This is a genomic window from Duganella sp. Leaf61 (assembly GCF_001421905.1).
Classification (GTDB): domain Bacteria; phylum Pseudomonadota; class Gammaproteobacteria; order Burkholderiales; family Burkholderiaceae_D; genus Rugamonas; species Rugamonas zoogloeoides.
Genome location: NZ_LMLM01000029.1, coordinates 271222 through 297722 on the forward strand (window position 1 = coordinate 271222; position 26501 = coordinate 297722).

Here is a 26501-nt window from a genome sequence, read left to right on the forward strand (position 1 = left end):
CCTTTATTGTTGCGCCACGTGGCTGACCACGTAGCGGTGCTTGCCCGACGCCTCGGCCGGAATTGCAGTCACCGGTTCGATCACGATCTTGACTCCGGCGCCCAGCCGGGCATGGAACTTGGCGGCGATATCCTGCTTGAGTGACAGCGGTAACTGCGGCGTGGCCACCACCAGGATGCGCGTACGGACCACGCTTTCCTGGATGATCTTGAAGGCGCGGATCTGCGCCAGGTCGCGCAGGATGTAGATCAGCGCCAGGCCGTGCATCACGGTGCCGTCGCGGGCCACCACGAAATCGGTGGTTCGGCCGTCGATGCTTTTGAGGAGCGGCAGGCCGCGCCCACAAGCGCACGTCCGGGTATCGAGCGCACCGATGTCGCCGGTAGCGTAACGGATGAACGGGAAATCGGCGCTGGCCAGGTGGGTGACGACGATCGCACCGCTGTCGCCGTCCGGCACCGGTTGCCCCTGCTGATCGACGATCTCGATGATGATGTCTTCGGCCGAAATATGCAGTCCGCCTTCCGGGCACTCGTGCGCCAGGAAGCCGGCGTCGCGCCCGCCGTAGCCATTGGCGACCGGCGCACCGAAAGCGTCAGCCAGCTGCGCACGCTGTTCTTCGTACAGGCGCTCCGCCGTCGCGAACACCACCTTGATGCCGAGATCGTCGAGCCGCACCCGCCGCTGGCGTGCATGGCGCGCCAGCAGGCACATCACCGAGGGATAGCCGAACAACATCGCCGGCCGCTGCCGGCGCAAACTGGCGAGATACGTGTCGAGCCGTGCGGGCGACAAGTCGAATGCCGGCAGCAGATGGGTGCGCAGCAGCCGGTCGCGCCAAGCGCGCCAATAGTCTTGCGCTTTCAGTTCGATGGGCGAGCCCCACATCACCGCTTCGCGGTCGCCGATATCGACACCCCACCAGCGCGTGGCGCGCCACTTGGCCGCAACGTCGTGACTCACCCGCGCTTTGCCGACATGGAAAATCAGCGGCTCGCCGCTTGAACCGCCGGTGGTCATGCTTTGCAGGGTGCCGCTGTCGCGGGTGCAAAAATCTTTGCGATGGTCGTTGATGTCGGCCTTGCGCAGGATCGGCAGGCAGTGCAGGTCGCGCCGATGCTGCACCTTGTCGGGATCGAAGCCGTGTTCCGCGAACACCCGGCGATAGTACGGCGAGTGTTCTCCCGCGTGGCGCAGCAAGCCCTGCAAGCGGCGCAGCTGCAACGCTTCGAGGTCTTCCGCCAGCCACCATTGCGAATGTTCGAGTTCTTGCAGCAACCGGTGGCTGTCGTGGCGCTTGAGCCATTCCTGCAACGGAAACAGGCGCCGCGCCACCCAGCCGGTGTAACCGGACGATGGCGGCCGCTTGAGCACTCGGCGATATTGCGCCGACAGCAGCGGCGCCACCTGCGTCCACGCGTGGCGTTGCGCCTGCGTCGCACCGGCGGCGGCCAGCCGGCGCGCGCTGCCGGCATCGGTCAGCAGCGCCACCATGGCGCCGGCCATCGCCGCGCTGTCGCCCGGCGCCACCAGCAAGCCGTCTTCGCCATGATGCACCAGGTACGGTATGCCGCCCACGCCCGTGCTCACCACCGGCACGCCGCTGGCCCAGGCTTCGAGGATCGAATTGGGCATATTGTCGGCCAGGCTGGGATTGAGCAGCAGGTCGGCCTGCCGGCACAAGTGCGCCATCTGTTCGTGGCCGTTCCTGCCGGCAAAGCGCACGGCGCGATCCACGCCCAGCTCACTGGCGAGTTGACGCAGGCGGTCCAGTTCCGGGCCTTCGCCGCACAGCGTCATGCGCGCGTGCGGCACGGTGGGCAGCAGCAGCGCCAGCGCGCGCAAAGCGCTGGCGTTGTCGTACACGGCTTCCAGGTGTCGTGCAACCAGAATGTGGGCGCGTGGTTTGTCAGAATCGCCGGCCGGGTGGAAGCGGGCCAGATCCACCACGTTGGGCACGATGGCCGCTGCCAGGCCACGCTGGCGGAACAGGCCAGCCAGGAACTCGGATGGCACGACCAGTGCATCGGCGCGCTGCAAGCTGGGGACGACCAGCGCCGCCTGGCGGGCGAAAAAGGCGTGTGCCTCACCGCCCCGATAGTTGACCAATACACCGGCGCCACGCAGGCGACCGATCCAGATCGCCGGCGCCGCGCACAAGTGCCACGACCAGCCGGAATGGGCCATCACGTGCAGCAGTTGGGCGCGGCCGGCGGCGCGCCACAGGCGCCACAGGTAGCAGGGCAGTCGCACCAGCGCGCGCACGCCGCGCAGATTGGCCACCCAGCGCGGGTGCGGCGGGTTCACCTGCACCAGTTCCACCTCGGCGCCGGCATCGCGCAGCAACGCTGCCAGTTGCACGGTCTGGTTGGCGATGCCGCCGGAAGGGGGCGGCAGCGGCCCGACCAGGGCAATGCGCAGGCCGGCAAAGCCCGGTATTTGATGACGGCCTGTCATCGTGGCGCCAACTGCTGATACACCGCACGATAACGCGCCACGCTGGCCGGCCAGTTGCGCTGCTGCTCGACAAAGGCGCGGGCCTGCAGGCGCATCATCGGCCAGGTGTCGGGCTGGCGCAGCAGGCGCACCACCTGGGCGGCCAGGGCGTCGGCATCGCCGGCCCGGAACAACAGACCGGTTTTGCCATCCTCGATCAATTCGCGATGGCCGCCGACGTCGGAAGCCACCACCAGCCGGTGCTGGGCCATCGCTTCCAGCGGCTTGAGGGGCGTGACCAGGTTGGTCAGCCGCATCGGCAGGCGCGGATACACCATGATGTCGATCAGCGCATAGTAGCCAGCGATCCGTTCATGCTCGACCCGGCCCGCAAACGTCACGCGGTGTTCGATTCCGAGTTGTGCGCTGCGTGCGCGCAGCGCCGCCTCTTGCGGGCCGCCGCCGACCAGCAGCAGGTGCAGTGACGGCACGCTGGCCAGCATCTTCGGCAGTGATTCGATCAGCAGCCCCAGTCCCTCGTAAGCGTAGAACGAACCGATGAAGCCGATCACCAGTTTTCCCGTCAGTCCCAGCTGGTGTGCCAGCATGCCGGCTGCTGATGGCACTGCAGCGAACTGCTCGAGGTCCACCGCGTTGGGTACTACGGTTACCCTGGCGGCCGGCACGCCGCGCGCGACCAGGTCCGCACGCAGGCCCTCGCAGATGGTGGTGACCGCATCGACGCGCCGCAGCAGGTAGTTGTCGAGCGCGCGCGTGAGGCGGTAGCGCAAGTTGCCGGCGGGGCTGGTGCCATGGTCGGCGGCCGCGTCTTCCCAGAAGGCGCGGATCTCGTACACCACCGGGATTCCCAGCGCCCGGCCGACGCGCAGCGCGGCCAGCGCATTGAGCCCGGGCGAATGGGCGTGCAGCACGTCGGGCCGTTCCCTTTGCACCACCTGCCGCAGGCGCCGGGACAGTCCCACTACCAGGCCCACCTGGCGCAGGACCGGCAGTCGCGTCCACCAGGTGGCAAGCTCCCGGGTGCGATAGAAGTTGCAGCCGTCCACCAGGTGCTCGCCGCCGCTGCCACCCTGGCGGGCGCTCGTCAACTGGCTGGTGTGCCAGCCCCGCGCGCGCTGGTGCCGCAAAATGGCTGCGGTGCGGAACGTGTAGCCGCTATGGAGCGGCAGTGAATGGTCGAGGATGTGAAGGATACGCCAGCTCATGCCGCCTGCCTTTGCCGGCCGCTGGAGGGCGCAGCTGCCGTCTGGCGCAGGAACGATTCGAACATCATCAGCGACCATAATGGCGCGCTGTGGTCGCTGCGGCCCGACAGGTGCCGAGCCAGCAGCTCGCGCACGCCGGCGCGGTCGAACCAGCCGCAATCGGCCAGTAGCGGACTGTCCAGACTTGCCTGCAAGCGCGCGCGCAGCGGGCCGCGCATCCAGTCGGCCAGCGGTACCGAAAAGCCCATCTTGCGGCGGTACAGCACATCGTGCGGCAGGTACGGCCCCAGTGCGCGCTTGAACAAATGCTTGCCGCTGTCGCCGTGCAGCTTGAACGCCGGCGGCAGTCCCGACAACCATTCCACCAGCTGGTGGTCGAGCAGCGGCGAGCGCACTTCGAGTCCGTGCGCCATGCTGGCGCGATCGACCTTGGTCAGAATGTCGCCTGGCAGGTAGGTTTTCAGGTCGAGGTACTGCACCATCGACAGCGCATCCTGCGCCGGGCTTTCGGCCGCATGCCGGCGCATGACCTCGACCGCGTGATAACCGGCCAGCGCGTTGTGCAGCGCAGGGCTGAACAGGCGTTGGCGCTGGGTGTCGTTCATGATCGCCACCGTGTGGAAATAGGCTTCCACGCTGTCGCGCGCCAGCGCCTGCAGGGTGGTCTTGGCGCGTAACGGACGCGGGGCCCAGTCGGCCTTGGGGTACAGCCGACCCAGGGTGCCGAACAGCGGCTGGCGCAATCCCAGCGGCAGCATCGACCGCCAGCGCTCCTCGCGCAGGTGGCCGCGATAGCGGCGGTAGCCGGCCAGGTTTTCGTCGCCGCCGTCGCCCGACAGCGCCACCGTTACCCGCTGGCGCGCCAGCTGGCACACGCGGTAGGTGGGAAGCGCGGAACTGTCGGCGAACGGTTCGTCGTACAGGCCGGCCAGTTGGTCCACCAGGTCGACATCGTGCTGGCGCACGGTCTGGCAGTGGTGGCGGGTCTGGTAGCGCTGCGCCACCAGGTGAGCGTAGCGCGACTCATCGAAGCGGGCGTCGTCGAAGGCGATCGAACAGGTGTTGACCGGCTGCGACGACAGTTGCGCCATCATCGCCACCACGGCGCTGGAATCGACGCCCCCGGACAGGAAAGCTCCGAGCGGCACCTCGGCCACCATGCGGATATGTACCGCCTCGCGCAGCCGCGCCATTAATTCTTCTTCGCAGTGCACCGCGTAATTGGCATCGGTGGCGACCGGATGCACGCGGAACGGCACATCCCAGTAGCGCCGGGGCGCCGGCGGTTCGAAGCCCTTGCGCAGCAGCAGGGTGTGGCCGGATTCGAGCTTGCGGATCTGGCGGAAGATGGTGCGCGGCTCCGCCACGTAGCCGTAGGCGAAATACTCTTCGATCGCCAGCGGATCGAGTTCGCGCCGAAGGCCGGCATGCAGCAGCAGCGCTTTCATCTCGGAGGCGAACACCACCTGGCCATCGGCCAGGCACGCATAGTGCAACGGCTTGACGCCGAGGCGGTCGCGCGCCAGGAACACGCACTGCTGCTTGCGGTCCCATATGGCAAACGCGAACATGCCGCGAAAATGTCCGACGCAGGCTTCGCCCCATTGCTCCCAGGCGTGGACGATCACCTCGGTATCGCAATGGGTGCGAAAGATATGGCCATACTGCTCCAGCGTGCGCTTGAGCACCGCGAAGTTATAGATCTCGCCGTTGAACACCACGGCCACCGTGTGGTTTTCGTTGAACAACGGCTGCTGGCCACCGGCCAGGTCGATGATCGCCAGGCGCCGGTGGCCCAGGCCCAGCCCCGGTTCGTGGTGCACGCCGCGCCCGTCCGGGCCGCGGTGGCGCTGGATGTCGGTCATGTGCCGCAGCAGTTCGGTGTCGATCTCGGCGTGGCGGTACAGGTCGAAAATTCCGGCAATCGCACACATGGCTATCCTTTCGTCGGCGCTTGAGTTTGAGGTTGGATAAGGCGGTCGTAGACCGCGAGGTAGGCCGCGGCCATGGCGCCCATGCTGTAATGTTCCAGCACGCGGCGGCGCCCGCAGGCGCCGTGGTGGGCGGCCAGGCCGGGAATGCGGTAATAAGGATCGATGGCGCGCGCCAGCCGCACCGGATCGCCGGGCGGGGCCAGGGTGCCGGTCCAGCCGCTTTGCACCAGCTCGGGCGTGCCGCCAACGGCAGTGGCCACCACTGGCAAGCCGCTGGCCATCGCTTCCAGGATGGTGTTCGAGGTACCTTCCGCCAGCGACGGCAGCGCGAACACGTCGAAGGCGCGCATCAGCGCGGCGACGTCTTCGCGCGCGCCCGGCAGCCAGGACTGGCGCGCCAGGCCGGCGTCGCACAGCAGGTCCATGCATTGCTCGCGGCCCGGGCCGTCGCCGGCGATCACCAGCCGCAGTTGTTCGCGCGCTGCATCGTCGTCTTCGGTCAGCAGCAGGAAGGCGCGGGCCAGCGTCGGATAGTCCTTGACCTCGGCCATGCGACCCACGCTGCCGATGACAAAACACTGTTCGCTGATGAATCCCGCCGGCCCGATTGCCGCGCGCGGCCCCAACCTGGGGTGGAACAGCATGCTGTCCACACCGTTGCCGATGTGCGTGACCAGTTGCGGCCGCGCGCCAATGGCGTCCACCAGCCAGGCTTCCAGGTCGCGGCTGACAGCGATGAATTGGCCAATCAGCGGCTTGAGCGCCCGGCGCAACAGGCGGTAGCGGGGTTTGCTGCCGTCCAGGTCATCGAAGTCGCGGCCATGCTCGCCGTGCACCCGCCAGCGCACGCCGGCTGCCGCCGCCAGCAACTGGCCTTCCATGCTGGCCAGGTTACGGCTGTGGACCAGCGCCGGCTGCAAACGCTTGAGCGCATGGAACAGGCGCAGGTAGTGGCCCCAGTCCTTGCCTTCGCGCTTGTTGATGGCGATGATTTCCACGCCGGGACGGCGGATGCGGCGCCGAAATTCGCTGTGGTCGGTCAGGCAGATGATGGCGTGGCGGTAACGCTCCACCGGCAAGTGGTTGATCAGGTTGACCAGGCCGTTTTCCAGGCCGCCGACGTCGAGCCGGTGCACCAGGTGCACGATCAGCGGCGCGGCCGCGTTGTGCGTGTTATCGAGGGGCGGCGACATGGTGCAGTCCCTGTTCGATGGCGGGCAGCAGCGCGTCCAGCAAGGCAGTCATGGCGCGTTCGGCTGGTGCCGGTTCGTCGTCGTAGCTGCTGGCGACGATGATTTCGGCGGCGCTATCGTCGCCGCCCAGCAGCCGGTTTTTGGCGATGACCAGCTTGAGCATCACCGGGCTGGCCGTTTCCAGATCTTGCTGGCGATACCAGCGCCACACCAGCAGCTTGACGTTGGCCGATTGTTCGATGGTTTGCTGCACCGTGATGCGCCGCCCGCCCACAATGATGTCGCGTCGGCCGGCTGGCGTCTCGAGCCAGCGCGGCAGGCCTGGAACGACCATGCGCCGCACTGGCGAAAGCAGTTCGTCGCGGCGGCGCTGGTGCTGGTACCAGGTCAGTTGCAGCGACACGGTGGCGCCCGATCCATCGTGATAGTTGGCCGACCAGCGCCGTGGCAGGCCGCGGTGCAGCGCATGCCAGTCGGTGGGCGCCATGGGCGTGGCGGTCCACGGCGTCGGTGGCGCGGACAGGTGAAATGGGCGGCCGGCCATGACGTCGGTGGCTGGGGCGGTATCGCGCGCTGCCACCAGGCGCTCGATGGCCGGCCAGATCGCGCAAAGCGTCACCACGGCAGCGGTCATCGCAGCCAGGCGGCGCGGCGATGCCGATGGCCTGGGTGCAGATGGCGCGGCAGGCACGGGCGCCTCTGGCTGACGCCAGCGAGCACCCCACCAGAACAGCAGCAGGGTCACCAGCCCGAAGAACACCCAGCCATAAATCAGATGGTCAACCCCCAGCGCCAGGCTCATGTCGCTGTAGTGACCGAGAAGAATGATCAGCGCCGCTCGTATGCCGTTGGCAAGCACCGGCGCCACCAGCGACACGGCGATGAATGCCAGCCGCCGCCACGTGCTGCGGTAGGTCAGGTATGCGTACACCGCGCCCATCGCCAGCGAGGCGATCAGGTAACGCAAGCCGCTGCACGCTTCCACTACCGACCAGGTCCCGGTGGGCAAGGTCAGGTAGTTATTCTCCCTGAACACCGGTATCCCCAGCGCTTGAAGCGTCACCACGCAAAAAGCGGTGGTGAAGTCGATCAGCGGCGCAATGAACACTTCGCCGAACGGCACGGCCAGCAGCAGGTAGGCGAGCGGAAAAGCCAGGGCGCGGCCCAGCGCCACCCCGCCGATTGCCACCACGCTGCCGATCACCAGCAGTATCAGGCAGAACTGGTGCATTACCTGCACGCTGGCGACCATGGCCAGCAGCCAACCCGCGCCGACGGCTGCCAGCACCGGCAACGCCAGCAGCGCGGGCCGGATGGGCACATGGCGCCAGTGCGCGCGCTGGCGCCATACCAGCCAGGCGGCAATCGGCGCGATGATGAAGCCGTGGGCAAACGTGGCTGAACGGATCCAGACGTCGAACAGCGACCGTACGCTGGCAAAATACAGCACCAGCAGCGCCGCCAGCGCAAGCACCAGGCACCAGGCCAGCGCGCGATGGGCAGACGGTGTGCCGGTTGGCGCCGGCGGGTGCAAACCCAGGCGGCGGCGGGCCGAGGGTGCGTTCATGTTGTCGGCCGCAAAACGCACGCCGACGCGGCTTGCCATGTCCGCTCTTGCAATGGATGATTTTGCAGCAGTCGCCCCAGGCGCTGCAAGCTGGTCTCCCAGCGATAGTCCAGCAATATCCGCTGGCGGGCGCGCGCGCCCATGACCGCCATCGTGCCGGGATCGGCCAGCGCGCCGAGGATGCACTCGATGAAAGCGCCATCGTCGGGAGCCACCATCAACTCCTGCTGCGTGTGGGCCGAGATGCCTTCGAACGCTTGTGGCGTGACGACCACCACCTTCTGCATCGCCATCGCTTCCAGCACCTTGGTTTGCATGCCGCGCGCCAGCGACAACGGCGCCACCGCCAGCGTCGCATGGTGCAGGTAGGGCCGCACATCGGGCACGTTTGCATGCACGGCCACGCCGGCGTTCCGGCACAGTCCCAGCACGCGGGCCACCGGGCGCAGACCGACGATGTGAAACATCAGGCCGGGATGACGGCTTTGCAGGTGCGGCAGGACACGCCGCGCGAACCAGTCCACGGCCTCGATATTGGGCTGGTAGTCAAGCGCGCCGGTAAATACCAGGTTGATGCCTGCCGGGTAAGGCGTGTCGAACCGGTGCGCGGGTGAATAAAAATCGCTGTCCACGCCCAGGTTGAAATAATCGATCTTGTGCGCCGACTCGGGCGCCAGGCGGCGCAACAACGCCGCTTCCGCGCCGGACACCAGCAAGGTGTGGTCGCAGCGCTGTGCCACCTGGCGTTCCCAGGCCAGCAGCCGGCGCGCCTCGCGGCGATAGATGCCGGCAAGCGGCCAGCGCGCGGCCTCGCCATAAGCGCGCCATTTTTCTGAGTCGACATCGACCAGGTCCATGAGCCGCAGCAGCGGCCGGGGGCTGGTGGCCGGCACGTACTGCGCCATCGGTCCGGAATAAGCCAGCACCGCGCCGATATCGTGGTCGTTCAGCGTTTGCCGCACCCAGCGTTGCAGCTCCTGGTCCAGGTAATAGCGCACGCTGAGGGCCTGGCCGGTGAACAATCCCGCCAGGCTGCGCAGCCTGGCCAGCCGGGGCGCGATCCTGATCATGCACGAGCTGGCGCAGCCGGCAGCGAGCATGCCGGCGTGGCGTTCGTCGTCGGGATGGTCGATAAAGGTGCCCAGATGGACCCGGCCACGCGCTTGCAGGTAGCGCAGCACGTGATAGGCACGGATCTTCTCCCCCTTGTTGAGCGGGTATGGAATGCGGTGGGTGAGGAACAGGACATCGCGCATGGCTTATCCGAGCTGGCGCACGAGGTGGGGGCCGAGCGCATTCGCCACGCCGCGCGGCAGCAGCTTCCAGGCGCGGATGAACAGCGCAAAGCGCGGGTTGAGCGGCTGGTTGTCGCGCGGCGCAGCGGCGCCCACCATGTGGCACTCGTAATGCAGCGGTTGCGGTTCGAAGCCCCAGTTCTTCTTGAAGGCGAACGATCCCGTGCCGACCTTGCTGCGGCCGAAGTCGAACACGGTGCAACCCGCTTCGCAGGCGCGCCGCATCACTTCCCAGTACATGAAGTCGTTGGCGGCCAGTTGCCGCGCTTGCAGTTCGCCGCCGCCGTAATATGGCAGGATCTGGTCGCGAAAGCGGAAACTGAGCACAGCGCTCACCGGCTTGCCGCCATGTTCGATGCTGAGCACTTCGCACGCGTCGCTGAAGGTCTCGGCAAGAAAAGCAAAATAGCGGCGGCTGAAGACCGGGGTGCCCAGGCGGTGCACGCTGGCCGCGTAGCATTTGAACAGCTGGTCAGTATCGTGATCGACATGGCTGCGCAATCCGCCCGCGATCCCTTTGCGGACCATGGCGCGCTGCTTGCGCGGGATTGCCAGCAGGTTTTCTTCGGGCGTGGGCAGCAACGACCGGCGGAAGGTGGCATACACGCTGCGCGTGTGCCATTCCGGGTGACGCGGTTGCAGTTGCCTGTATTCGAGGTGATCGACGCCCAGGCGGATCGCCAGCGCCTGTGCTTCGCGGTCGAGCGCTTCGGCCGCTTCCGCATCGCGCGCGACGATGCCGCCATACACGCAGAACGGCAGCGACACCAGGGTATGGCCGAACAGCCGGCTTTTCACTTGCGCCAGCGGCAGGATCGCACGGATCTGGCCGTTCGACTCGGCAGCCAGGAACCAGGTGCGATGGCCGAAGTGCCGCTCGATCACGTCCTGCCAGCCGGCGCGGTGGAAGAAGGTTGCATCGGGATGGTTGAAGACAAATTCGTCCCAGCGCTGGCGGCTGGCGGCGTTCATCAGGGTCACGGTGAGCGGGGGCGGCGTCATACGGGTCCCAAAAAGATGTCGTCGATGCGGCCCCAGCGGAAGTCGTGCAGCAGGCGTTCGAGGCGCGCTGCGGTCCGGTGCAGGTTCAGGTAGTGGCGAAACCGGGTTCTCGCGCCAAGTCCGGCCGGTCGAGGCTGGCCGGGATCGAGCTCCCACGGGTGAAAGTAGAATATGCCAGCTTGTTCGTCGCGGAAGTTGACTTGACGCAACGCCCACCGCGAGGCGGCGTACGGCAGCAGCCTGAAATAACCGCCGCCGCCGGCCGGCCATTGGCGTCCGCACAGCCGCACGGTACTGATTGGCAGTTCCAGCACCCCTGTTTCCCCGCGTGGACGCCAGGCGAAGCGCGGGCTGTCGGGCATGCCATAGTGGTCGTGGCGGATCGGGTAAATGCTGGAGCTGTAGCGGTAACCGGCGCGGTGCAGGCTTTCCAGCGCCCACAGGTTGCCAGCAGCGATGGAAAAGCTCGGCGCGCGATACCCGAGGACCGCTTGGCCGCACAGGTCTTCCAGCAGCCGCTTGCTGCGAACGACATCGTGGGCGAATGCTGGCTGCGTCAATTGCGTGACGCGCTGGTGGCCGTAGCCGTGGCTGGCGATTTCGTGACCGGCCGCTGCCACCTGTCGCACCAGGGCCGGATGGCGTTCGGCGATCCACCCCAGCGTGAAAAACGTGGCCAGCACGTGGTGGCGGTCGAGCAATTCCAGGATGCGCTCGACATTGCGCTCCACGCGCGACGGCCAGTTGTCCCAGTCGGCGCGGGCGATATGGCTGTCGAAGGCGGAGACCTGGAAATAGTCTTCGACGTCGATGGTCATGGCATTGCGCAGCATGTCATTCGTGCTGGTCATGGCCGCCTCCGGCGCCGTTGCGCGAACCACGTGTTGACGGCATCGGCAATGCGGTCGGCTGCGTGGCCGTCCCAGTACTGCGGCACCCGGCCGGCCTTGCCGCCGAAGCGCAGGATGTCGCGCGAGAGCGCCAGGATCACGGCCGGATCGCGCCCGGCGATGGCATTGCTGCCCTCGGTGACCGTGATCGGCCGCTCGGTGTTCTCGCGCAGGGTCAGGCATGGCACGCCCAGCGCCGTGGTTTCCTCCTGCACCCCGCCCGAATCGGTGAGCACCATGCGCGCCGCCTGCATCATGGCCAGCATCGCCAGGTAGGGTTGCGGCTGCATGCAGGCCAGCCCGGGCGCATCGAGCAGGTCGGACAGGTCGTGCTGGTGGATCATGGCGCGGGTGCGCGGGTGGAGCGGGAACAGCACCGGCACGTCCGCGCTCAGGCGGGCCACGGTGCCCAGCAGTGAACGCAGGCGCTGCGGATCGTCCACGTTCGACGGCCGGTGCAGGGTCAGTAGCGCATACGGAGCACCGTCGGCGATGAAGCCGGCCAGGTTGGCGTCGCGCAGCACTTGCGCCACGGACGGCGCAGAAGACAGACGCAGGCGCAGGGTGTCGATCATGACGTTGCCGACGAAGTGGATGCGGCCGGCGCCTATCCCTTCGCGCAGCAGGTTGCTGGTGCCGCTCACCTCGCTGGTAAACAGCAGTTCTGCCACCTGGTCGGTGAGTACGCGGTTGATTTCCTCGGGCATGGCGCGGTCGTGGCTGCGCAAGCCCGCCTCGACGTGGAACACCGGGATATCCTTCTTGGCGGCGGTCAGCGCGCAGGCCAGCGTGGAATTGACATCGCCCACCACCAGCACTGCGGCAGGTTGCGTTTGGTCCAGCACAGGTTCGAAGCGGCGCATCACTTCGGCGGTCTGCCATGCGTGGCTGGCCGAACCCACCTCGAGCCGGAAGTCGGGCGCGGCGATGTCGAGCGCCGTGAAAAAATCGCTGTCCATGTCGGCGTCGTAATGTTGGCCGGTGTGGACCAGCACCGGCCGCGCGGCAAAGTCCGGTTTGGCGAACGCGCGCAGGATCGGCGCCATTTTCATCAGATTGGGCCGGGCTGCGACGACACAGACGATAACCGGTTTGCTGGGCGGCTGGGATGGCATGAGCGACTCCGTCATAGGGTGAGGTTCAAAAGGCCACCGTCAAGCCGGCGCCCAGGCCGTTCTCGCGGTAACTACCGCCGGCATTGCTGGCATGGCGGCTGTGGCGCAGGTTGACATCGAGGTCGATGCCGCTGCGCAGCCGGTGCGACCACTGCACCGAAACCACGCTGTTGCGGTCCTGGCGCCGCGTGGTCAATGACTTGGCCCGGCTGTGGCTGGCGCCTACGGTGACGCCGGCGCGCGCCGACAACTGCCAGTTCCAGGCGGCCTGGAAGGCGCTCTGGCGGGTGCGGTCCTCGAGCGTCAATTCATCCGGCCCGGTGAGGATGCTGTCCACCGCGCTGCTGGTCTGCGCCGTGCGGTCCAGGCGCGACGCATTGAACGCCAGCGCACCCCGGGTGCCGCTGTACACGGACGCCAGCCGCAGCGATTTTTGCAGGTAGTAGCGATGACTGAAGAAATTGACATTGCCGTCACTGCCCAGCAGTTGCGAAATCAGCAGGAAGGCCTTGACGCTTTGCAGGCGCTTTTGCGGATCGGGGATCTTGGTTTCCCACAGCTGGTACAAAAAATCGCCAAGGCCGGCGGGTGACACGCGGAAGAACTGCGCATGCATGGTGGTGATGTCTTCATCGTAGTTCAGCGTCCACAACATGCTGCGCATGCGGTAGGCGGCGTCGAGCTTGTAGGTCTTGCCGAAGTAGCGTCTGCCATAACTGGCTGCAACCCGGGTGCGCGGCGACGGCGTCCAGTTGGCGCCCGCCGACCAGTACTGGCCTTCGGGCTGGCTGCTGCTGGCGTGATAATCCTTCTTTTCGCGCCCGCCGGTGGCAAACACGCCCAGTTGGGGCTTGAGCGGGTAGCTGAGCGTGAGCGCCGCATTGGTCATGGTGACCGGCGCCAGCGCGCTGTCGTCGATATGGTGGCGGTCGAGATTGAGCTCCCAGTTCCAGCCGCGCCCGCCGTTATCGCCCACCAGTTGCAGGCGGGCCGCGTCGCTGCGCACGCTCAAGAGCCTGCCGCTGGCCACGCGCTGCATGTCGTAGCGCAGCGTGGCGGTGGCCAGGCCGCGAAAATAGTGATGCAGATAGGGGCTGGCGCTGTGGGCATGCACGGTATCGCTGTTGGCGGTCACCTGCACCGGATCCACCAGGCGCGGGCCGAAGCCGGAGATGTTTTGCCGGCTGATGCTGGCGCGGGCATCGAAGTACAGCCAGTCCGGCAGCACTTGCGCATGGCCGCTGGCATCGAGCTGGTGGTTGATACGCTCCGCGCGGCGCTGGTAGATGACCTTGTGCAGCCCATACGAGAGCGCCAGCTGCAAGCGCTGGCCGGCGTTGGCGGTAATGGCGATGCCGGGCGCGATTTCCGTACTCAGCTCGGACTGGGCCCGTTCTGCCGGCGCCAGGTTGACATTGTCGGTATAGCTCTCGCGCAGGCGCACGGTGGGCGTCACGGTCCAGTCGGCAGCGTGTGCCAGCGATGGCACCAACGGCAGACCCAGCACGACCGCCGAGAGTCTAATCATAGTAGCCATAGTATTTGGCATCGGCGGTAGCGCGGCTCTTGTTATAGATCAGGTTGACGTTCGGGCAATGCTGGATACGCTGCAATGCTTCCTTCACCGCATGTTGGGTGGTGTGCTCGGCTTCGACCACCATCACGACTTGCCCCATGTGGGCGGCCAGCACGCTGGCTTCCGTGGTCAGCAGCAATGGCGGTGAATCGAAGATGACGATGCGGTCCGCATAGCGTCCGGCAATATCGGCCAGCAGACGACTCATGCTGCGGCTGGCCAGCAATTCGGTGGCGTGCTTGTCCGCACGGCCGGCCGGCACCACGCTCAGGGTGCGGATATTGGTCTTGAGAATCACGTCCGACAAGTCCGCCTGTTCGCCCAGTAACACATCCATCAGGCCGGGCCCGGGCGGCAAGCCGAGCACCTTGAGCACCGACGGGCGAGCCACATCGGCATCGACCAGCAATACCGTGCTGTCCATTTCCATGGCGATGCTCATGGCCAGGTTGACGGCACAATATGTTTTGCCTTCGCCGGGGAGGGCGCTGGTGACCACGATCAGGTTGCTGTTGGCGATGGTTGCGGCCCGCGCAGTGCGCAGCAGCGGGCGCTTGATGGCGCGAAAGTCCTCGGCCACTGCCGTCCGGCCACCCTCCTGGGTGACCAGGCCCAGCCCGGCGAGCCGCTCCAGGTCCAGTGCCACTTGCCGTGAATTGCTCAGCTCCATGGCGGCTCCTAGCGCAGCGCGGTGCCGGCCAGCACCGCACCATAGGCCACCAACATGCTGGCCAGTGCCGAACCGAACGCAACATTGGCGCGCTTGCGTTTGACTTTCTCGCGCTCGGTCCAGTTCATCGACACCGTACCCAGCACGGACAAACCGGTGCGCGCACGTAGCTCGCCGGGCGTGAGGAAAGTCGGGCGCACCTGGCTGATCAGCAACGCTGCGGCGATTCCAGTCAGCAAAGCACCGCCGAGCACCAGGGTGGACAGCAAAGGCCGGTTGGGGCCGTTGGGTGTCAGCGGCACCGTGGGTGGGTCGATGATCTTGAAGGTCATCATGTCGGTAGTGGAGCTGAGATCGCCCGACAGCTTGGCCGCTTCGCGCCGGCCGATCAGTTTTTCGTAGTTTTCCTTGTTGATCAGGTAATCGCGGTTGAGCTGGGCCAGTTGCGATTCCACCTCCGGCACTGCGTGCACCTGGGCCAGCAGGCGCTGGTGACGCGCTTCGTACTCTTGCACGCGGGCGCCGATAGCGGCCACCCGGGCCTCGGCCTCGGTCTGCGCCACCTTGAGCTGCTGCAACATCGGGCTGTAGTTGCGGCCGGGATCGCTGGCAGCACGCAGCTTGCTTTCCTCAACCTTGCGCGCCTCCAGTTGCGCCACCAGGCGGCGGGCAGCGACGATGTCCGGGTGCAGCTCGGTAAATTGCAGCAGCATCGCATCGAGATTCTTGTTGAGCGCGGCGATCCGGCCGTCGAGCTCGGGATTGTCGATGCTGGCCGGATGGGGATCGACCGACAGGATGGGCTCGTCGCCGCTGATCTGGCCGGCGATGGCATTACGCGCCTGTTGTGCCTCCACCAGTTCGAGCCGGGCGGCGCTCAACTGGTCCGCAGCTTGCTGCAACTGGCTGCTGAAATCAGCGCCGCCGCGCGGCAGCAGGCCGGTGTGCTTGCGGCGAAATTCCATCACCGAATTTTCCGCCGCCACCAGTTTGTCTTCGTACGCCTTGATCTGGTCGTCGATGAATTGCACGGCCTTGCGGGTTTCGCTGGTTTTACCCTTGAGGCTGCCCTCGACAAAAATGGTTAGCAGCGACTGCACCACGTCGCGTACCAGGCGCGGATTGGAATTGCTGTAGGTAATCGTATAAATGTCGTAGTTGGCGGTGCCGCCGATGCGAATCTTGCCCATCAGTTCATCCAGCTGGCGCTGCTGTTCCCTGGGCGTGCGGGCATTGACGTCGAGATCGACCATGCGCATCACCCGTTCCACATTGGGCCGGCTAAGCAGGGTGCGGCTCATGATCGACACTTGCTGTTCCACGTTGGGCACGCTGGTCATGCCGGCCAGCAATGGTTTCAGGATGCTCTGGGTATCGACAAATACGCGCGCCGTGGTCTGGTAATCGTCGGGCAACAGGGCCACCTTGGTCCAGCCCAGTACGGCGACCAGCCACATCACCGACATCGCGGCCCAGCGGTACTTCCAGATCCCTTTGAGACTGGAGACGAGCTGGGTAATCAACTCCTCCATGATCGGATTCTCCAGTGGCTGCGGACAGGGAATTCGATTATAGGGGCCGGTTTCCAGTGATTTTTCCTAAGTCCGTCGCGCTTGAGGCACATCAAGCAGAGTTCGCCTGAATTCTCAATCATGGAAGCCGGACATCGACACGGGGGCGATCATGCTGGGCTATTTGAAGGTTGCGGGAGTATTCATATTGTTGGCGGCCCTGGCCGGCTGCGCCAACGCGCCATCGCTGTTGGAGCCGGAAGCGCCCGCCGCCCCGGTCGATTACCTGATCGGCGCCGGCGACGTGCTCAACATCAACGTCTGGCGCAACCCTGAAGTGTCGTTGAGCGTGCCGGTGCGGCCGGACGGCAAGATTACCACGCCGCTCGTGGAAGACTTGCAGGCCGCCGGCAAAACTTCCACCCAACTAGCCCGCGACATTGAAAAATCGCTGGAAAAATACATCCAGCAACCACTGGTGACAGTGATCGTCACCAGCTTCGTCGGCCCTTACGCCCAGCAGATCCGGGTGATCGGCCAGGCTGCGCGGCCCCAGGCATTGGCCTACCGGCAAGGCATGTCGCTGATGGACGTGCTGATCGCGGTCGGTGGCATTACCGATTTTGCGGCGGGAAACAAAGCCAACATCATCCGCACTGTCGATGGACAGCGGCTGGCGCTGCCGGTACGCCTGCATGATTTGCTGCGCAAAGGCGACATTTCAGCCAATGTCATGCTGTTGCCGGGCGACATATTGGTAATTCCGGAGGGCTGGTTCTAAAAAAGTTCCCACAATATTTTTTTTATTTGAGGGAACTTATTTGAAAGTAGCTCTGTCTGAATCCTGCATGAGCCCAGCGCCCCTGCCGGTGCTGGCCGGTAGACCAGACTGGAGCCCAAAGTGCACGATGACGACGCTATCATTTCTTTTGAAGCTGGAATGGACCTGCGCGACCTGGTGGTGGGAGAAGGCAAGGGCGAAGCCCTGCTCGACCATCAGCTGGACCAGCAAATATTTCATATTCGCATGGCCAACTCGGAAGGGCGGCGCGAAGCCGCCAGCTTGCTGCTGAAAAAAATGTATGGCTGGCGCGGTTACGCGGTGGAGCCCGGTACTACGCCGTCAGCGAACAAGATCACGCTATCTGCCGAAACCGGCGGTGAAACCGTGGGCACCATGTCTCTGTGCCTCGACAGCACCGAGATGGGCTTGCCTGCCGACGAAAACTACCGCGACAAGCTTGACGAACTGCGCGGCGAGCACCGGCGCCTGTGCGAACCGTCGCGGCTGGCCATTGACAAAGGCGTCTCCAAGCGCGTGTTCGCGGCGTTGATCCACATTTCCTACATCTATGCCCGCAACATCCACGGCTATACCGATTACGTGATCGAGGTTAATCCGCGCCACGTCATGTTTTACAAGCGCATGCTCGGTTTCCGCAACTTTGGCGGCCAGCGCGAATGCACCCGGGTGGGCGCGCCGGCAGTGCTGTTACGGCTCGAACTCGAATACATGGGCGAGCAAATCCGCAAATTCGGCGGCCAGATGGAAAAGCACGAGGCATCCGAGCGCTCGTTCTACCCCTATTTTTTCCCGCGCTGGGACGAGCCCGGCATCACCGGCCGCCTGATCGATGGAAAGACCTGACACGGCCGCAGCGACGCCGCCCCCACCACCAGCATGCACAGCAAGGCGATGCGTGGTACATCGACCAGGCTGTCGAACAAGCCCACGACCTGGAAGCCGGCCAGCGCTGCCAGCCAGGCCGCTGCCGCAAACTCGCGTTGCGCGAAAGCGCGAACCAGCAGTTCGGCGCCGGCGCCAAATGCCAGCACCAGGGCGGCCAGCAGCCCTGTCGCGCCCATCTCGAAATACAGGTTGAGCGCGAGATTCTTGATGTGCCAGGGAAGGTGGTGGCGATCGCTGGAAAAGAACCAGTAATCGTTAGCCTGGTTAAAGTCGCCATTGCGCAGCAGTTCGCGGTCATCGGGCAGCAGGCGCAAGCTGGCGCTGGTCACCTCGACCACCGCGTTTTGTCCCTCCACAGCCAACTCCAGCCGCACCGGCGCCGCGCGGCTGCCCAGCTTGCCGGCGTTGAAATTCATGGCCAGGCGCTGCCAGTCCGGGCCGGTGGCCCGCCGCTGCAGCGGCACGGCGATGCAATGGATCGGATACAGCAATTGCCGTTCGCACAGTCGCAGGTGCAGCAATGCCATCGGTGACGCGGTGCGCACGTCCGCCGACAGGTGGTACTCGCGCCCGGCGATGAGCGGCACGGTTTGCCAGATCCGCAGCAACTCGCCGTAGCCTGCCGCGTATCGGCCGGCGGAGAGCCGCAAGAAGCGGCTGCTGTGGAATCGGCTGTCATCAGGTTGGCCGCCATAAAAGCGATCGCAGTGGTAGCGGCCACCGCAACAGCCGCTAGCGTCGAGATGGTTGTTGTGAAACTGGTCTTCGAGAGTGCGCTCGTCGTGGATACGGCCACTCTTTGAGCAACCTCCGTCGATGTCGTTGCCGTAAGACCGACTTTGGCGAGTCGTCTCCTCGGGAAGCCCATCGTCCTCCTGTTTGACGTACCGGTAGCTTGGCGGGAGTTCCTGCCCGGGATTACGCCAGTAATAGGTCGCTGGAAATGTACCGAGTCCCATACCCAGCGCCGAGGTCGCGCCATCATCATCCATCATACCCAGCACATCGCGCCAGTGCTGACGGCGGTGGTCGAAGTCGGTGGCGGTAGTGGCAAAGCGCCGCTCGACGTAATAGCCGTCGTGAAAAGCCAGGGCCGCCGCCGTCACCAGCAAAACGGCGAGCGCAGCCGTAAGCCTGCGGGATCGGCCTGTCGCCGGTGCCGACGCCTGCCACCACCCGGCAGCCACCACCAGCAGCGATACCGCGTACGCCGCATACAAGCCGCGCGAAAACGTCGCCAGGCCCGCGTACAAGGCCAGACCCAGCAGCGCCAGGCCCGCCAGCGCCTGCCACCAGCACCGGGCCTGGTGCAGCCAGAGCGCCACCAGCGGCGCACACAGCGCCAGGTAGCCATCGAGCGCCGCGCCGCCGGTATGCATGGCGGAAAACGGCGCGGTGATGCGGTAATCGGTGGACAAATTGAACAAGCCGGGAAACAGCACCCGTTCCCGCACTGCTGCTGTCGCCACCAACAGCAGTCCGGCCAGCATGCCGGGCACGAAGTGGCTGGACAGGCGTTCCAGCTGCGAACCTGCCGTGCGGCGTAGCAGCGGCAGCAACAGCAGTGTCCACAACCATGCCTTGGCGATGCGCGCGGCATTGAACGGGCTGAAGTAATTGCTGAAAGCATTGGGATCAGCCAGCATCGCGAAGTCGAATCCAGAGCCGGACCACGTCTGCAAGCCGCGCCACAAGCCGATCATGCTGGCGATTGTCATCACCGCCACGCCGGTACGCAACAGCGGCGCCCAGGCGGGCAGGGCGGTCTTTTCGCACTGCAGGCGGCCGTAACAGCACGCCAGCGTGGCCAGCACGATCAGATCGATTTCTTCGAGGAAGAACCAGCCGGTCACCGGCGCCAGGTCCACGACCGGCAGCAGCGCCGGCAGCAGGAATAGCCACAGTGCCGGACGCCAGCACAGCAGGGCCACGTAGCACAGCAGCAGCGGCGCCAGCCAGTGTCCGCGCAGCGGATAGACGGAGAGCGCCGCCGCCAGCGCAGCCATCGCCAGCCCGGCGACCGCCCACCTGAACAACCGTTCGCCCGCGCTGCGCACTGTAAAAACGCGCGATCAGCGGCTGGCGACCGGGCCAGGCACGCCAGCTTTGGCCTGCGCGGCCTCCAGGTGGCGGCGGATATCGGCGTTGTCCGGCGCCAAATGTGCCGCGCGTTTCAGGTAGCCTATGGCGCGCGGCAACTGGCCTTGCCCGGCCAGGATGGCGCCCAGGGTGTCGAGCACTACCGGGTTGTCCGGCGCAATGGCATAGGCCTGCTCGGCGGTGGGCAAGGCGCGGCTGTCCTGGATTTGCTGGTACAACCAGGCCAGGTTGTTGAGCACAAGCACCTGGCCGGGCGACTGCTGGTGCAGGTGCTCGAACTGCGCGATGCTGGCCACGAAATCCTGCTCGGCCAGCAGGCTGTTGGCGTAATACAGGCGCGTGGTGCGGTCGTCTTTGTGACTGTCCAGCCATTGCCGCATGCGTTGCCGGGCCTGGTGGGGCTGACCGGCCTGCACCAGCGCGCTGTAAAGCGGGATCAGCATCGGCGCCCCCGGCTGCATGTCGAACGCCTTTTGGTACAGCTTTGCGGCCGCCAGGAATTGTGTGCGCGCCAGCAGGATGTCGGCCTCCAACCGGTAGCCGAAGGCATCGGCCGGCTGTGCCTTCTGCAAGCCGTGCACCACTTGCAACGCTTGCTCCCAGCCGCGTTGCCGGATCAGCAGCCGCACTTGCGCCACTTGCGCCTGGGCGCGTGCCGGTGATCCGGCCGCCAGGGCGCCCGGTGCCAGCACCTTGTTGAGCGCCTTGTGGGCGCCGTCGAAGTCGCCATTGACCGTGCGCAAATCGGCAATGCGCAGTTGTACATCTGCCGCATTCGGTTGAACGATGGACAGCCGCACCCAGTTGTCGAGCGCCTCGTCGGGCTTGCCGCTGCGCTCCTGCAACTGCGCCAGTTGGCCCAGCACTTGCGGGTGGGCGGGATGGGTGGCTGCCAGCTTTTCCAACAATAACAAAGCACGCGGCAAGGTGTTGCCGCGCGCCAGGAATCGTGCCAGCCGCAAGGTGGCATCGACATCGTCGGGATAGTCGCGTACCGCCCGTTCCAGCCAGGTCTGGGCCATCGCCGGCTGGCCGGTCGAAAGGGCCAGGTTGGTCAGCGACACCATCAAGTCCAGGTTACGCGGATCGCGCGCCAGCGCGTTTTCCAGCCGCTTGCGCGCGCGCTCCGGCTGCTTGTCGATCAGGTCGAGCCGGGTCAGGTTGTCGTGCGCCGGCAGAAATAGCGGGTCGGCCTCCAACGCCCGTTCGAAACTGGCGCGCGCGCCGGCATGGTTGCGCTTCATCAGCAGCACGCCGCCTTTCAGGTTTTGCACCATCGGATTGTCGGCATGCTGTTTTTCCATGCGCTGCACCGTGCCCAGTGCGCCGTCGTAGTCCTTGCTGCGCAGTTGCGCGAGCACCAGCAACACGCCGGTACGCGACGATTTTTCGTCGAGGCTGACCGCCTCTTCGAGCTGGGCGATGGCGCGCTCGCTGTCGCCCTGGCCCAGGTGGCTCATCGCCAGCGCCGTTCGCAGCATGGTGGTGTTCGGCGCCAGCGCGCTGGCCTTTTCGAAATGCGCGGCCGCCTGGTCGTAGCGCCGCAGCCGCAGCGACAATTCGCCGGCCAGCGCTTGCAGTTCGGGGTCCTTCCCGTGGTTCGAGAGCAGCGGTGCGATCACCGTCAGTGCCTGTTTGGCATCGCCGCCATGCATCAACACCGAGGCCAGCAGCTTGCTGGCGTAAGCCTGGCCTGGGTGGGCTTCGAGAAATTTGCGCAGGTGTTGTTCCGCCTGCGGGTAGGAACCCACGCCGCGCATCACCACGCCCATCAGCAAGTGGCTGGGCAAGTGTTCGGGCGCGGCGCGCAGCACCAGCTGCAATTGCTCGCGCGCCGATTGCAGCTTGCCCTGGCGGAAATCGAGCAGCGCCTGGGTATAGATCAGCATCAGGCTGTTGGGCGAGACGTTGCGGGCAATCGCCAGCTCCTTGCCCGCCTGCTCGAACTGGCCGGACTGGATATGCAGACTGGCGATATCGACGTGCGCCTGCACCAGCGCCGGATGCAACGCCAGGGCACGGCGATACGCGGCCAGCGCGCCGGGGTTGTCGCTGTTGAGGCGCAGCAGGTCGCCTTTCAGGCGCCAGGCATCGACGTCATCGGGAAAACGCGCCTGCGCCCGCTCGACCAGGGACAGCGCCAGCGCGTGGTCCGCCGTCTGCAGGGCGATGCGCGCCTGCCCGATCAGTGCCGCCGGATGCTCGGGATGGCGCACCAGTATCTGCGCGAACAGCCTGGCCGCCTCGTCGTTGCGTTGCAGGCCCAGCAGGGCGTGGCCGCGCAAGGCCAGCAGCTGCGGCTGCTGCAGATCGGCAGCGATCTGTTCGAGCATCTGGTCGAACTGCCCTTGCAGCAACAGTGCCTTGCCCAGCCACGGCCACACCTCGGTGGCCGGCACGCCCAAGTCCAGCGCGCGCCGCATTTCCTTTTCCGCCGGCAGGATGTCGCCCGTGTCCAGGTACAAGCGCCCGAGCGCCATCCTGGCACCGGCGTCTTTGGGCGCAGCGCGGACCAGGTTTTTCAGCTTGATGATGGCCGACCTGGTTTCCCCGCGCGCCTCGAGCTGGCGCGCCTCGGCCAGCAGTTGCTGGGGGCTGGACCTGGCGCCGCAGCCGGTCAGCAGCACGGACATCAACACCGTACACAACAATGGAGACAGCTTGGGCATGGCGCGCTCCTGGCGAACAAGACTTGTTAGGGTAAGGAGCTTGGTCGCACGCTTCGTTGATGTCCCGCAAGATCGCGCCCGATGTGGCGATCATCGCGCAGCAGGTTTCGAGGTTCCCGCAATGGACGGCCGTTTGTGCCACCTCAATGGTGGGGCGGCACCCCTCCGTAGAATCGGCCAGACACGGGTCGAAAACCCGCCTGGATTCAACGCTTTTCAGACGAGGTGCCAAATGGAAGTGGTTGCAGTAGTCGGATTGGGATACGTAGGGCTGTCGCTGGCGGTGGCGTTCGGCGCCAGCCGGCGCACCATCGGTGTCGATTTATCGGAGCGCAAGGTCGCCAGTTACCGGATGGGCATCGACCCCGCCGGCGAAGTCACCGCTGCGCAATTCCAGGCTTCGCGCTGGCTGGAAATGGGGTGCGATCCGGCAGCCCTGGGCGAGGCCGACGTCATCATCGTGGCCGTGCCCACGCCGGTGGACAGCGCCCACAACCCCGATTTTTCGGCGCTGGTCGGCGCCAGCGAGTCGGTGGGGCGCTACATGAAACCGGGCGCGATCGTCGTCTACGAATCGACCGTGTACCCGGGCGCCACCGAGGAAATCTGCATCCCGCTGCTTGAGCACCACTCGGGCCTGACCTGGAAGCGCGATTTTCACGTGGGCTTTTCGCCCGAACGCATCAATCCCGGCGACAAGGAACACACGCTGACCTCGATCCGCAAGGTAGTCTCGGGCGATGACGACGCCACCCTGCAGCGCGTGGCGCAGTTGTACGAGCAGGTGGTCGATGCCGGCGTGCACCGGGCGTCGAGCATCAAGGTGGCCGAAGCGGCCAAGATCATTGAAAATACCCAGCGCGACCTCAATATCGCGTTGATGAACGAGCTGGCCATCATCTTTGACCGGCTCGAGATCGACACGCTGGAAGTCTTGCAGGCCGCCGGCACCAAGTGGAATTTCCTGCCGTTCCGCCCGGGCCTGGTGGGCGGCCACTGCATCGGCGTCGATCCCTATTACCTGACCCACAAGGCCGAAATGCTCGGCTACCATCCGCACGTGATCCTGGCCGGGCGCCGCATCAACGACGGCATGGCCAAGTTCGTGGCCGAGAAGACCGTCAAGCAGATGGTGCAGGCCGGCTTCAAGCTCAAGGGTTGCCGGGTCAATGTGCTGGGCCTGACCTTCAAGGAAAACTGCCCCGACCTGCGCAACTCCAAGGTGGCCGATATGATCCGCGAACTCGAATCGTACGGCCTGCAAGTGCACGTGCACGATCCGGTGGCCGATGCCGCCGAAGCCATGCACGAATACGGCGTCAAGCTGTCGAGCTGGGACGAACTGCCGTGCGCGGAGGCGCTGATTTCCGCGGTGGCCCACCGCGAACTGTGCGAGCGCCCGCTGGCCCAGGTGCGCGACAAGATCGCCCCGGCCGGCTGCTTCATCGACCTCAAGTCGCAGTTCGACGAAGCAACGCTGCGCGAGAGCGGCCTGTCCGTGTGGAGGTTGTAATGCACGACTACGACAACGCCTACGAAAACGGCGCGCCCGCCACCGGCGCCTACCAGCGCGTGCGTGAGCAACTGGCGCAGCAACAGTACCGCTGGGTGGTGACCGGCGCGGCCGGCTTCATCGGCTCCAACCTGCTGCAAGCGCTGCTGGAACTGGGGCAGCGGGTAGTGGGGCTCGATAATTTCCTCACCGGCTACCGCCACAACCTGGAGCAGGTGCGCGAACAGGTCGGCCCTGCGATCTGGCGCAATTTCGAGCTGATCGAAGGCGATATTCGCGACGCCGTGGTATGCCGCCGCGTTTGCGAACGGGCCGACTTCGTGCTGCACCAGGCCGCGCTGGGTTCGGTGGCGCGTTCGCTCGAGGATCCGCTGCTCACCAACGACATCAATGTCGGCGGTTTCCTCAACGTGCTTGACGCTGCGCGGCTGGCGGGCGCACGGCGCGTGGTATATGCGGCGTCGAGCGCCACCTACGGCGACCACCCGGCGTTGCCCAAGCAGGAGCCGCATATCGGCCGGGCACTGTCGCCCTACGCGGTGAGCAAGCATGTCAACGAACTGTACGCAGCAGTGTATGCGCGCAGCTATGGCCAGCAATCGATCGGCTTGCGGTACTTTAATGTGTTCGGTCCGCGCCAGGACCCTTGCGGCGCGTATGCGGCCGTGATACCGCAATGGATTGCGGCCATGATCGGCCAGCGCCAGGTCGTCATCCATGGCGACGGCGACAGCAGCCGTGATTTTTGCTACGTGGCCAACGTGGTGCAAGCCAACCTGCTGGCGGCGCTGGGCGAGCAGCCGGCTGCCGCCAACCAGGTGTACAACGTAGCGCTCGGCAGTCGCACCAGCCTCAACGAGCTGTACCTGCTGTTGCAGGAGTTGCTGGTGGACCGCTACGGCCACCTGCGCGACTTCCAGCCGGTGTACGCCGGTTTCCGCGCTGGCGACGTGCGCCACTCACAGGCCGACATTACCAAGGCCGCTGACCTGCTCGGCTATGCACCCACCCACGACCTGCGGCGCGGCCTGCGCCAGGCCTTGCGCTGGTATATCGAACAACTGGACCACGGCCGGCGCGCATAAAAAAACCGCGCGGCCCTGGGGCGGCGCGGCGATTGGTCGGACCAGGCGACTCGACCGACTAGCGCTGCAAGTGGCCCGGGCCGGCGCGTACCAGGCCAACCAGGCCGGCCGCACGGGCATCGCCGCCATTGGCCGCACGCTGGAACAAGTCCATCGCTTCGTCGCGTTTATCAGGATCGGAGAGGTAACGCAGCGCCAGTTCGCGCTGGGCCACCGGGGAGCCGAGGTCGGCCCATTCCTGCAACCTGCGCTCGGCGGCGACGTGGCCGGCGTCGCCGATGCGCGTGGCCACGGCTTCAATCTTGGTCGGAGCGGGTATCGGGCTTTCCTGCGCCTGCCAGCCTATCGCGGTACCGACCATTACCAGTACCGACGCCACCAGCACTCCAGACTTGTTGAATAAATCCATATGCTCGACTATTCCCTTCGATGCAAGCCATTCGATTTCCCGATCTTACAATCGGGCGCACTACGGCGTCGCACGGCTTGCACAGCAAAAGAGGCTGCCATCCGTGACCAGCGATGGCGATAGTAGCATGCAGATTTCTCAACATTGACGATTTCAAGGATGGCTTAGGGTAACAATTGTAACCATTCGTTAAAGCCGTCAACCGCCTTCAGGCGAAAGTCACTGTTGCGCGAGCCAAGCATCGCCTGCTGCCAGTACGGCGTTATATTCAGCGTCGACGATGTCCAGCAGTGCAGGGATGCCAGCGGTATCGCGCGCGGAGAGGGCCTGTTCCAGCGCCAGCGAGGCGGCAACCAGGCGCTTGGCGCCCAGGCTGCCCACCGAGCCGCGCAGGCCGTGGAAGATTTTGCCCGCTTCGGCCAGGCGGCCGTCATCGATGGCTGCGCGGGCCTGGTCGAGCGGCATCTGGCGCGGAGCGCAGGCATCGCGGACGATCTTGCTGACTATGGCCAGCGCCTTGTCATCATTGCCCATGTATTTGAGCAGCGTGGCGACCGAGAATACGTCGTCGTCGGTAGGTGACCGGGGGGTATCAGGCATGCGTCACTCCAGAGGTTGAG

At 65.6% G+C, this 26501-nt stretch carries 20 protein-coding genes; 4 read left to right on the top strand and 16 right to left on the bottom strand.

Going from position 1 to position 26501, the window contains the following annotated elements; all coding sequences use genetic code 11:
- Nucleotides 1–3: 3 nt before the first annotated feature.
- The 12 genes from ASF04_RS26965 to ASF04_RS19335 are packed head-to-tail and all read right to left on the bottom strand — an operon-like array spanning nucleotide 4 to nucleotide 16436.
- Complete coding sequence (locus ASF04_RS26965; RefSeq protein ID WP_082488868.1) at nucleotides 4–2457, bottom strand: glycosyltransferase; 2454 nt, start codon at nucleotides 2455–2457, stop codon at nucleotides 4–6.
- Nucleotides 2454–3662: a TIGR04063 family PEP-CTERM/XrtA system glycosyltransferase gene (locus tag ASF04_RS19285; protein WP_056145331.1), complete on the bottom strand. Its 1209-nt coding sequence runs from the start codon at nucleotides 3660–3662 to the stop codon at nucleotides 2454–2456. The genes ASF04_RS26965 and ASF04_RS19285 overlap by 4 nt, the downstream gene beginning before the upstream one ends.
- Nucleotides 3659–5596 (bottom strand): XrtA/PEP-CTERM system amidotransferase, encoded by a 1938-nt coding sequence (locus tag ASF04_RS19290; RefSeq protein ID WP_056145333.1) that lies wholly within the window; start codon nucleotides 5594–5596, stop codon nucleotides 3659–3661. Before ASF04_RS19290 ends, ASF04_RS19285 begins: the two co-directional genes overlap by 4 nt.
- A gap of 2 nt (nucleotides 5597–5598) precedes the next feature.
- Complete coding sequence (locus ASF04_RS19295; RefSeq protein WP_056145336.1) at nucleotides 5599–6789, bottom strand: TIGR03088 family PEP-CTERM/XrtA system glycosyltransferase; 1191 nt, start codon at nucleotides 6787–6789, stop codon at nucleotides 5599–5601.
- A complete protein-coding gene (xrtA, locus tag ASF04_RS19300) occupies nucleotides 6770–8395 on the bottom strand; it encodes an exosortase A (protein WP_082488869.1) in 1626 nt (541 codons plus the stop codon). The genes ASF04_RS19295 and xrtA overlap by 20 nt, the downstream gene beginning before the upstream one ends.
- Nucleotides 8353–9612, bottom strand: a complete 1260-nt coding sequence (locus ASF04_RS19305; RefSeq protein WP_082488870.1) for a TIGR03087 family PEP-CTERM/XrtA system glycosyltransferase — start codon at nucleotides 9610–9612, stop codon at nucleotides 8353–8355. Before ASF04_RS19305 ends, xrtA begins: the two co-directional genes overlap by 43 nt.
- Nucleotides 9613–9615: 3 nt before the next feature.
- On the bottom strand, nucleotides 9616–10653 hold the full coding sequence (locus tag ASF04_RS19310) for a FemAB family XrtA/PEP-CTERM system-associated protein (protein WP_056145340.1): 1038 nt from the start codon (nucleotides 10651–10653) through the stop codon (nucleotides 9616–9618).
- Entirely contained in the window at nucleotides 10650–11504 is an 855-nt protein-coding gene (locus tag ASF04_RS19315; RefSeq protein WP_056145343.1) for an XrtA system polysaccharide deacetylase, read from the bottom strand. Before ASF04_RS19315 ends, ASF04_RS19310 begins: the two co-directional genes overlap by 4 nt.
- The gene (gene wecB, locus ASF04_RS19320) at nucleotides 11501–12658 is read right to left on the bottom strand and encodes a non-hydrolyzing UDP-N-acetylglucosamine 2-epimerase (RefSeq protein WP_056145905.1); all 1158 of its coding nucleotides are present in this window, start codon (nucleotides 12656–12658) and stop codon (nucleotides 11501–11503) included. The genes ASF04_RS19315 and wecB overlap by 4 nt, the downstream gene beginning before the upstream one ends.
- A gap of 25 nt (nucleotides 12659–12683) precedes the next feature.
- Nucleotides 12684–14186, bottom strand: coding sequence for a TIGR03016 family PEP-CTERM system-associated outer membrane protein (locus tag ASF04_RS19325; RefSeq protein ID WP_056145346.1), 1503 nt, complete (start codon nucleotides 14184–14186; stop codon nucleotides 12684–12686).
- Nucleotides 14179–14904 (bottom strand): XrtA-associated tyrosine autokinase, encoded by a 726-nt coding sequence (locus tag ASF04_RS19330; RefSeq protein WP_056145349.1) that lies wholly within the window; start codon nucleotides 14902–14904, stop codon nucleotides 14179–14181. Before ASF04_RS19330 ends, ASF04_RS19325 begins: the two co-directional genes overlap by 8 nt.
- An 8-nt stretch (nucleotides 14905–14912) precedes the next feature.
- Nucleotides 14913–16436, bottom strand: coding sequence for an XrtA system polysaccharide chain length determinant (locus ASF04_RS19335; protein WP_056145351.1), 1524 nt, complete (start codon nucleotides 16434–16436; stop codon nucleotides 14913–14915).
- A 151-nt stretch (nucleotides 16437–16587) separates the two neighbouring features.
- On the opposite strand from ASF04_RS19335, the gene ASF04_RS19340 reads away from it, so the two are divergent.
- The gene (locus ASF04_RS19340) at nucleotides 16588–17196 is read left to right on the top strand and encodes an XrtA/PEP-CTERM system exopolysaccharide export protein (RefSeq protein WP_056145354.1); all 609 of its coding nucleotides are present in this window, start codon (nucleotides 16588–16590) and stop codon (nucleotides 17194–17196) included.
- A gap of 159 nt (nucleotides 17197–17355) precedes the next feature.
- On the top strand, nucleotides 17356–18063 hold the full coding sequence (locus ASF04_RS19345) for a hypothetical protein (protein WP_056145357.1): 708 nt from the start codon (nucleotides 17356–17358) through the stop codon (nucleotides 18061–18063).
- Here ASF04_RS19345 and ASF04_RS19350 read toward each other — a convergent pair.
- On the bottom strand, nucleotides 18000–20141 hold the full coding sequence (locus tag ASF04_RS19350) for an O-antigen ligase (protein WP_156368708.1): 2142 nt from the start codon (nucleotides 20139–20141) through the stop codon (nucleotides 18000–18002). The two genes, ASF04_RS19345 and ASF04_RS19350, sit on opposite strands and share 64 nt — an antisense overlap.
- 36 nt (nucleotides 20142–20177) lie before the next feature.
- Nucleotides 20178–22874 (bottom strand): XrtA/PEP-CTERM system TPR-repeat protein PrsT, encoded by a 2697-nt coding sequence (prsT, locus tag ASF04_RS19355; protein WP_056145364.1) that lies wholly within the window; start codon nucleotides 22872–22874, stop codon nucleotides 20178–20180.
- Between the two features lie 232 nt (nucleotides 22875–23106).
- Here prsT and ASF04_RS19360 point away from each other — a divergent pair, with 232 nt between their 5' ends.
- Nucleotides 23107–24387, top strand: coding sequence for a nucleotide sugar dehydrogenase (locus ASF04_RS19360; protein ID WP_056145367.1), 1281 nt, complete (start codon nucleotides 23107–23109; stop codon nucleotides 24385–24387).
- Nucleotides 24387–25472: an SDR family oxidoreductase gene (locus tag ASF04_RS19365; RefSeq protein WP_056145370.1), complete on the top strand. Its 1086-nt coding sequence runs from the start codon at nucleotides 24387–24389 to the stop codon at nucleotides 25470–25472. The genes ASF04_RS19360 and ASF04_RS19365 overlap by 1 nt, the downstream gene beginning before the upstream one ends.
- 58 nt (nucleotides 25473–25530) lie before the next feature.
- Here ASF04_RS19365 and ASF04_RS19370 read toward each other — a convergent pair whose 3' ends face one another.
- The gene (locus ASF04_RS19370; protein ID WP_056145373.1) at nucleotides 25531–25881 is read right to left on the bottom strand and encodes a hypothetical protein; all 351 of its coding nucleotides are present in this window, start codon (nucleotides 25879–25881) and stop codon (nucleotides 25531–25533) included.
- A 219-nt stretch (nucleotides 25882–26100) separates the two neighbouring features.
- Nucleotides 26101–26481: an Hpt domain-containing protein gene (locus tag ASF04_RS19375; RefSeq protein WP_056145375.1), complete on the bottom strand. Its 381-nt coding sequence runs from the start codon at nucleotides 26479–26481 to the stop codon at nucleotides 26101–26103.
- Nucleotides 26482–26501: the final 20 nt, after the last annotated feature.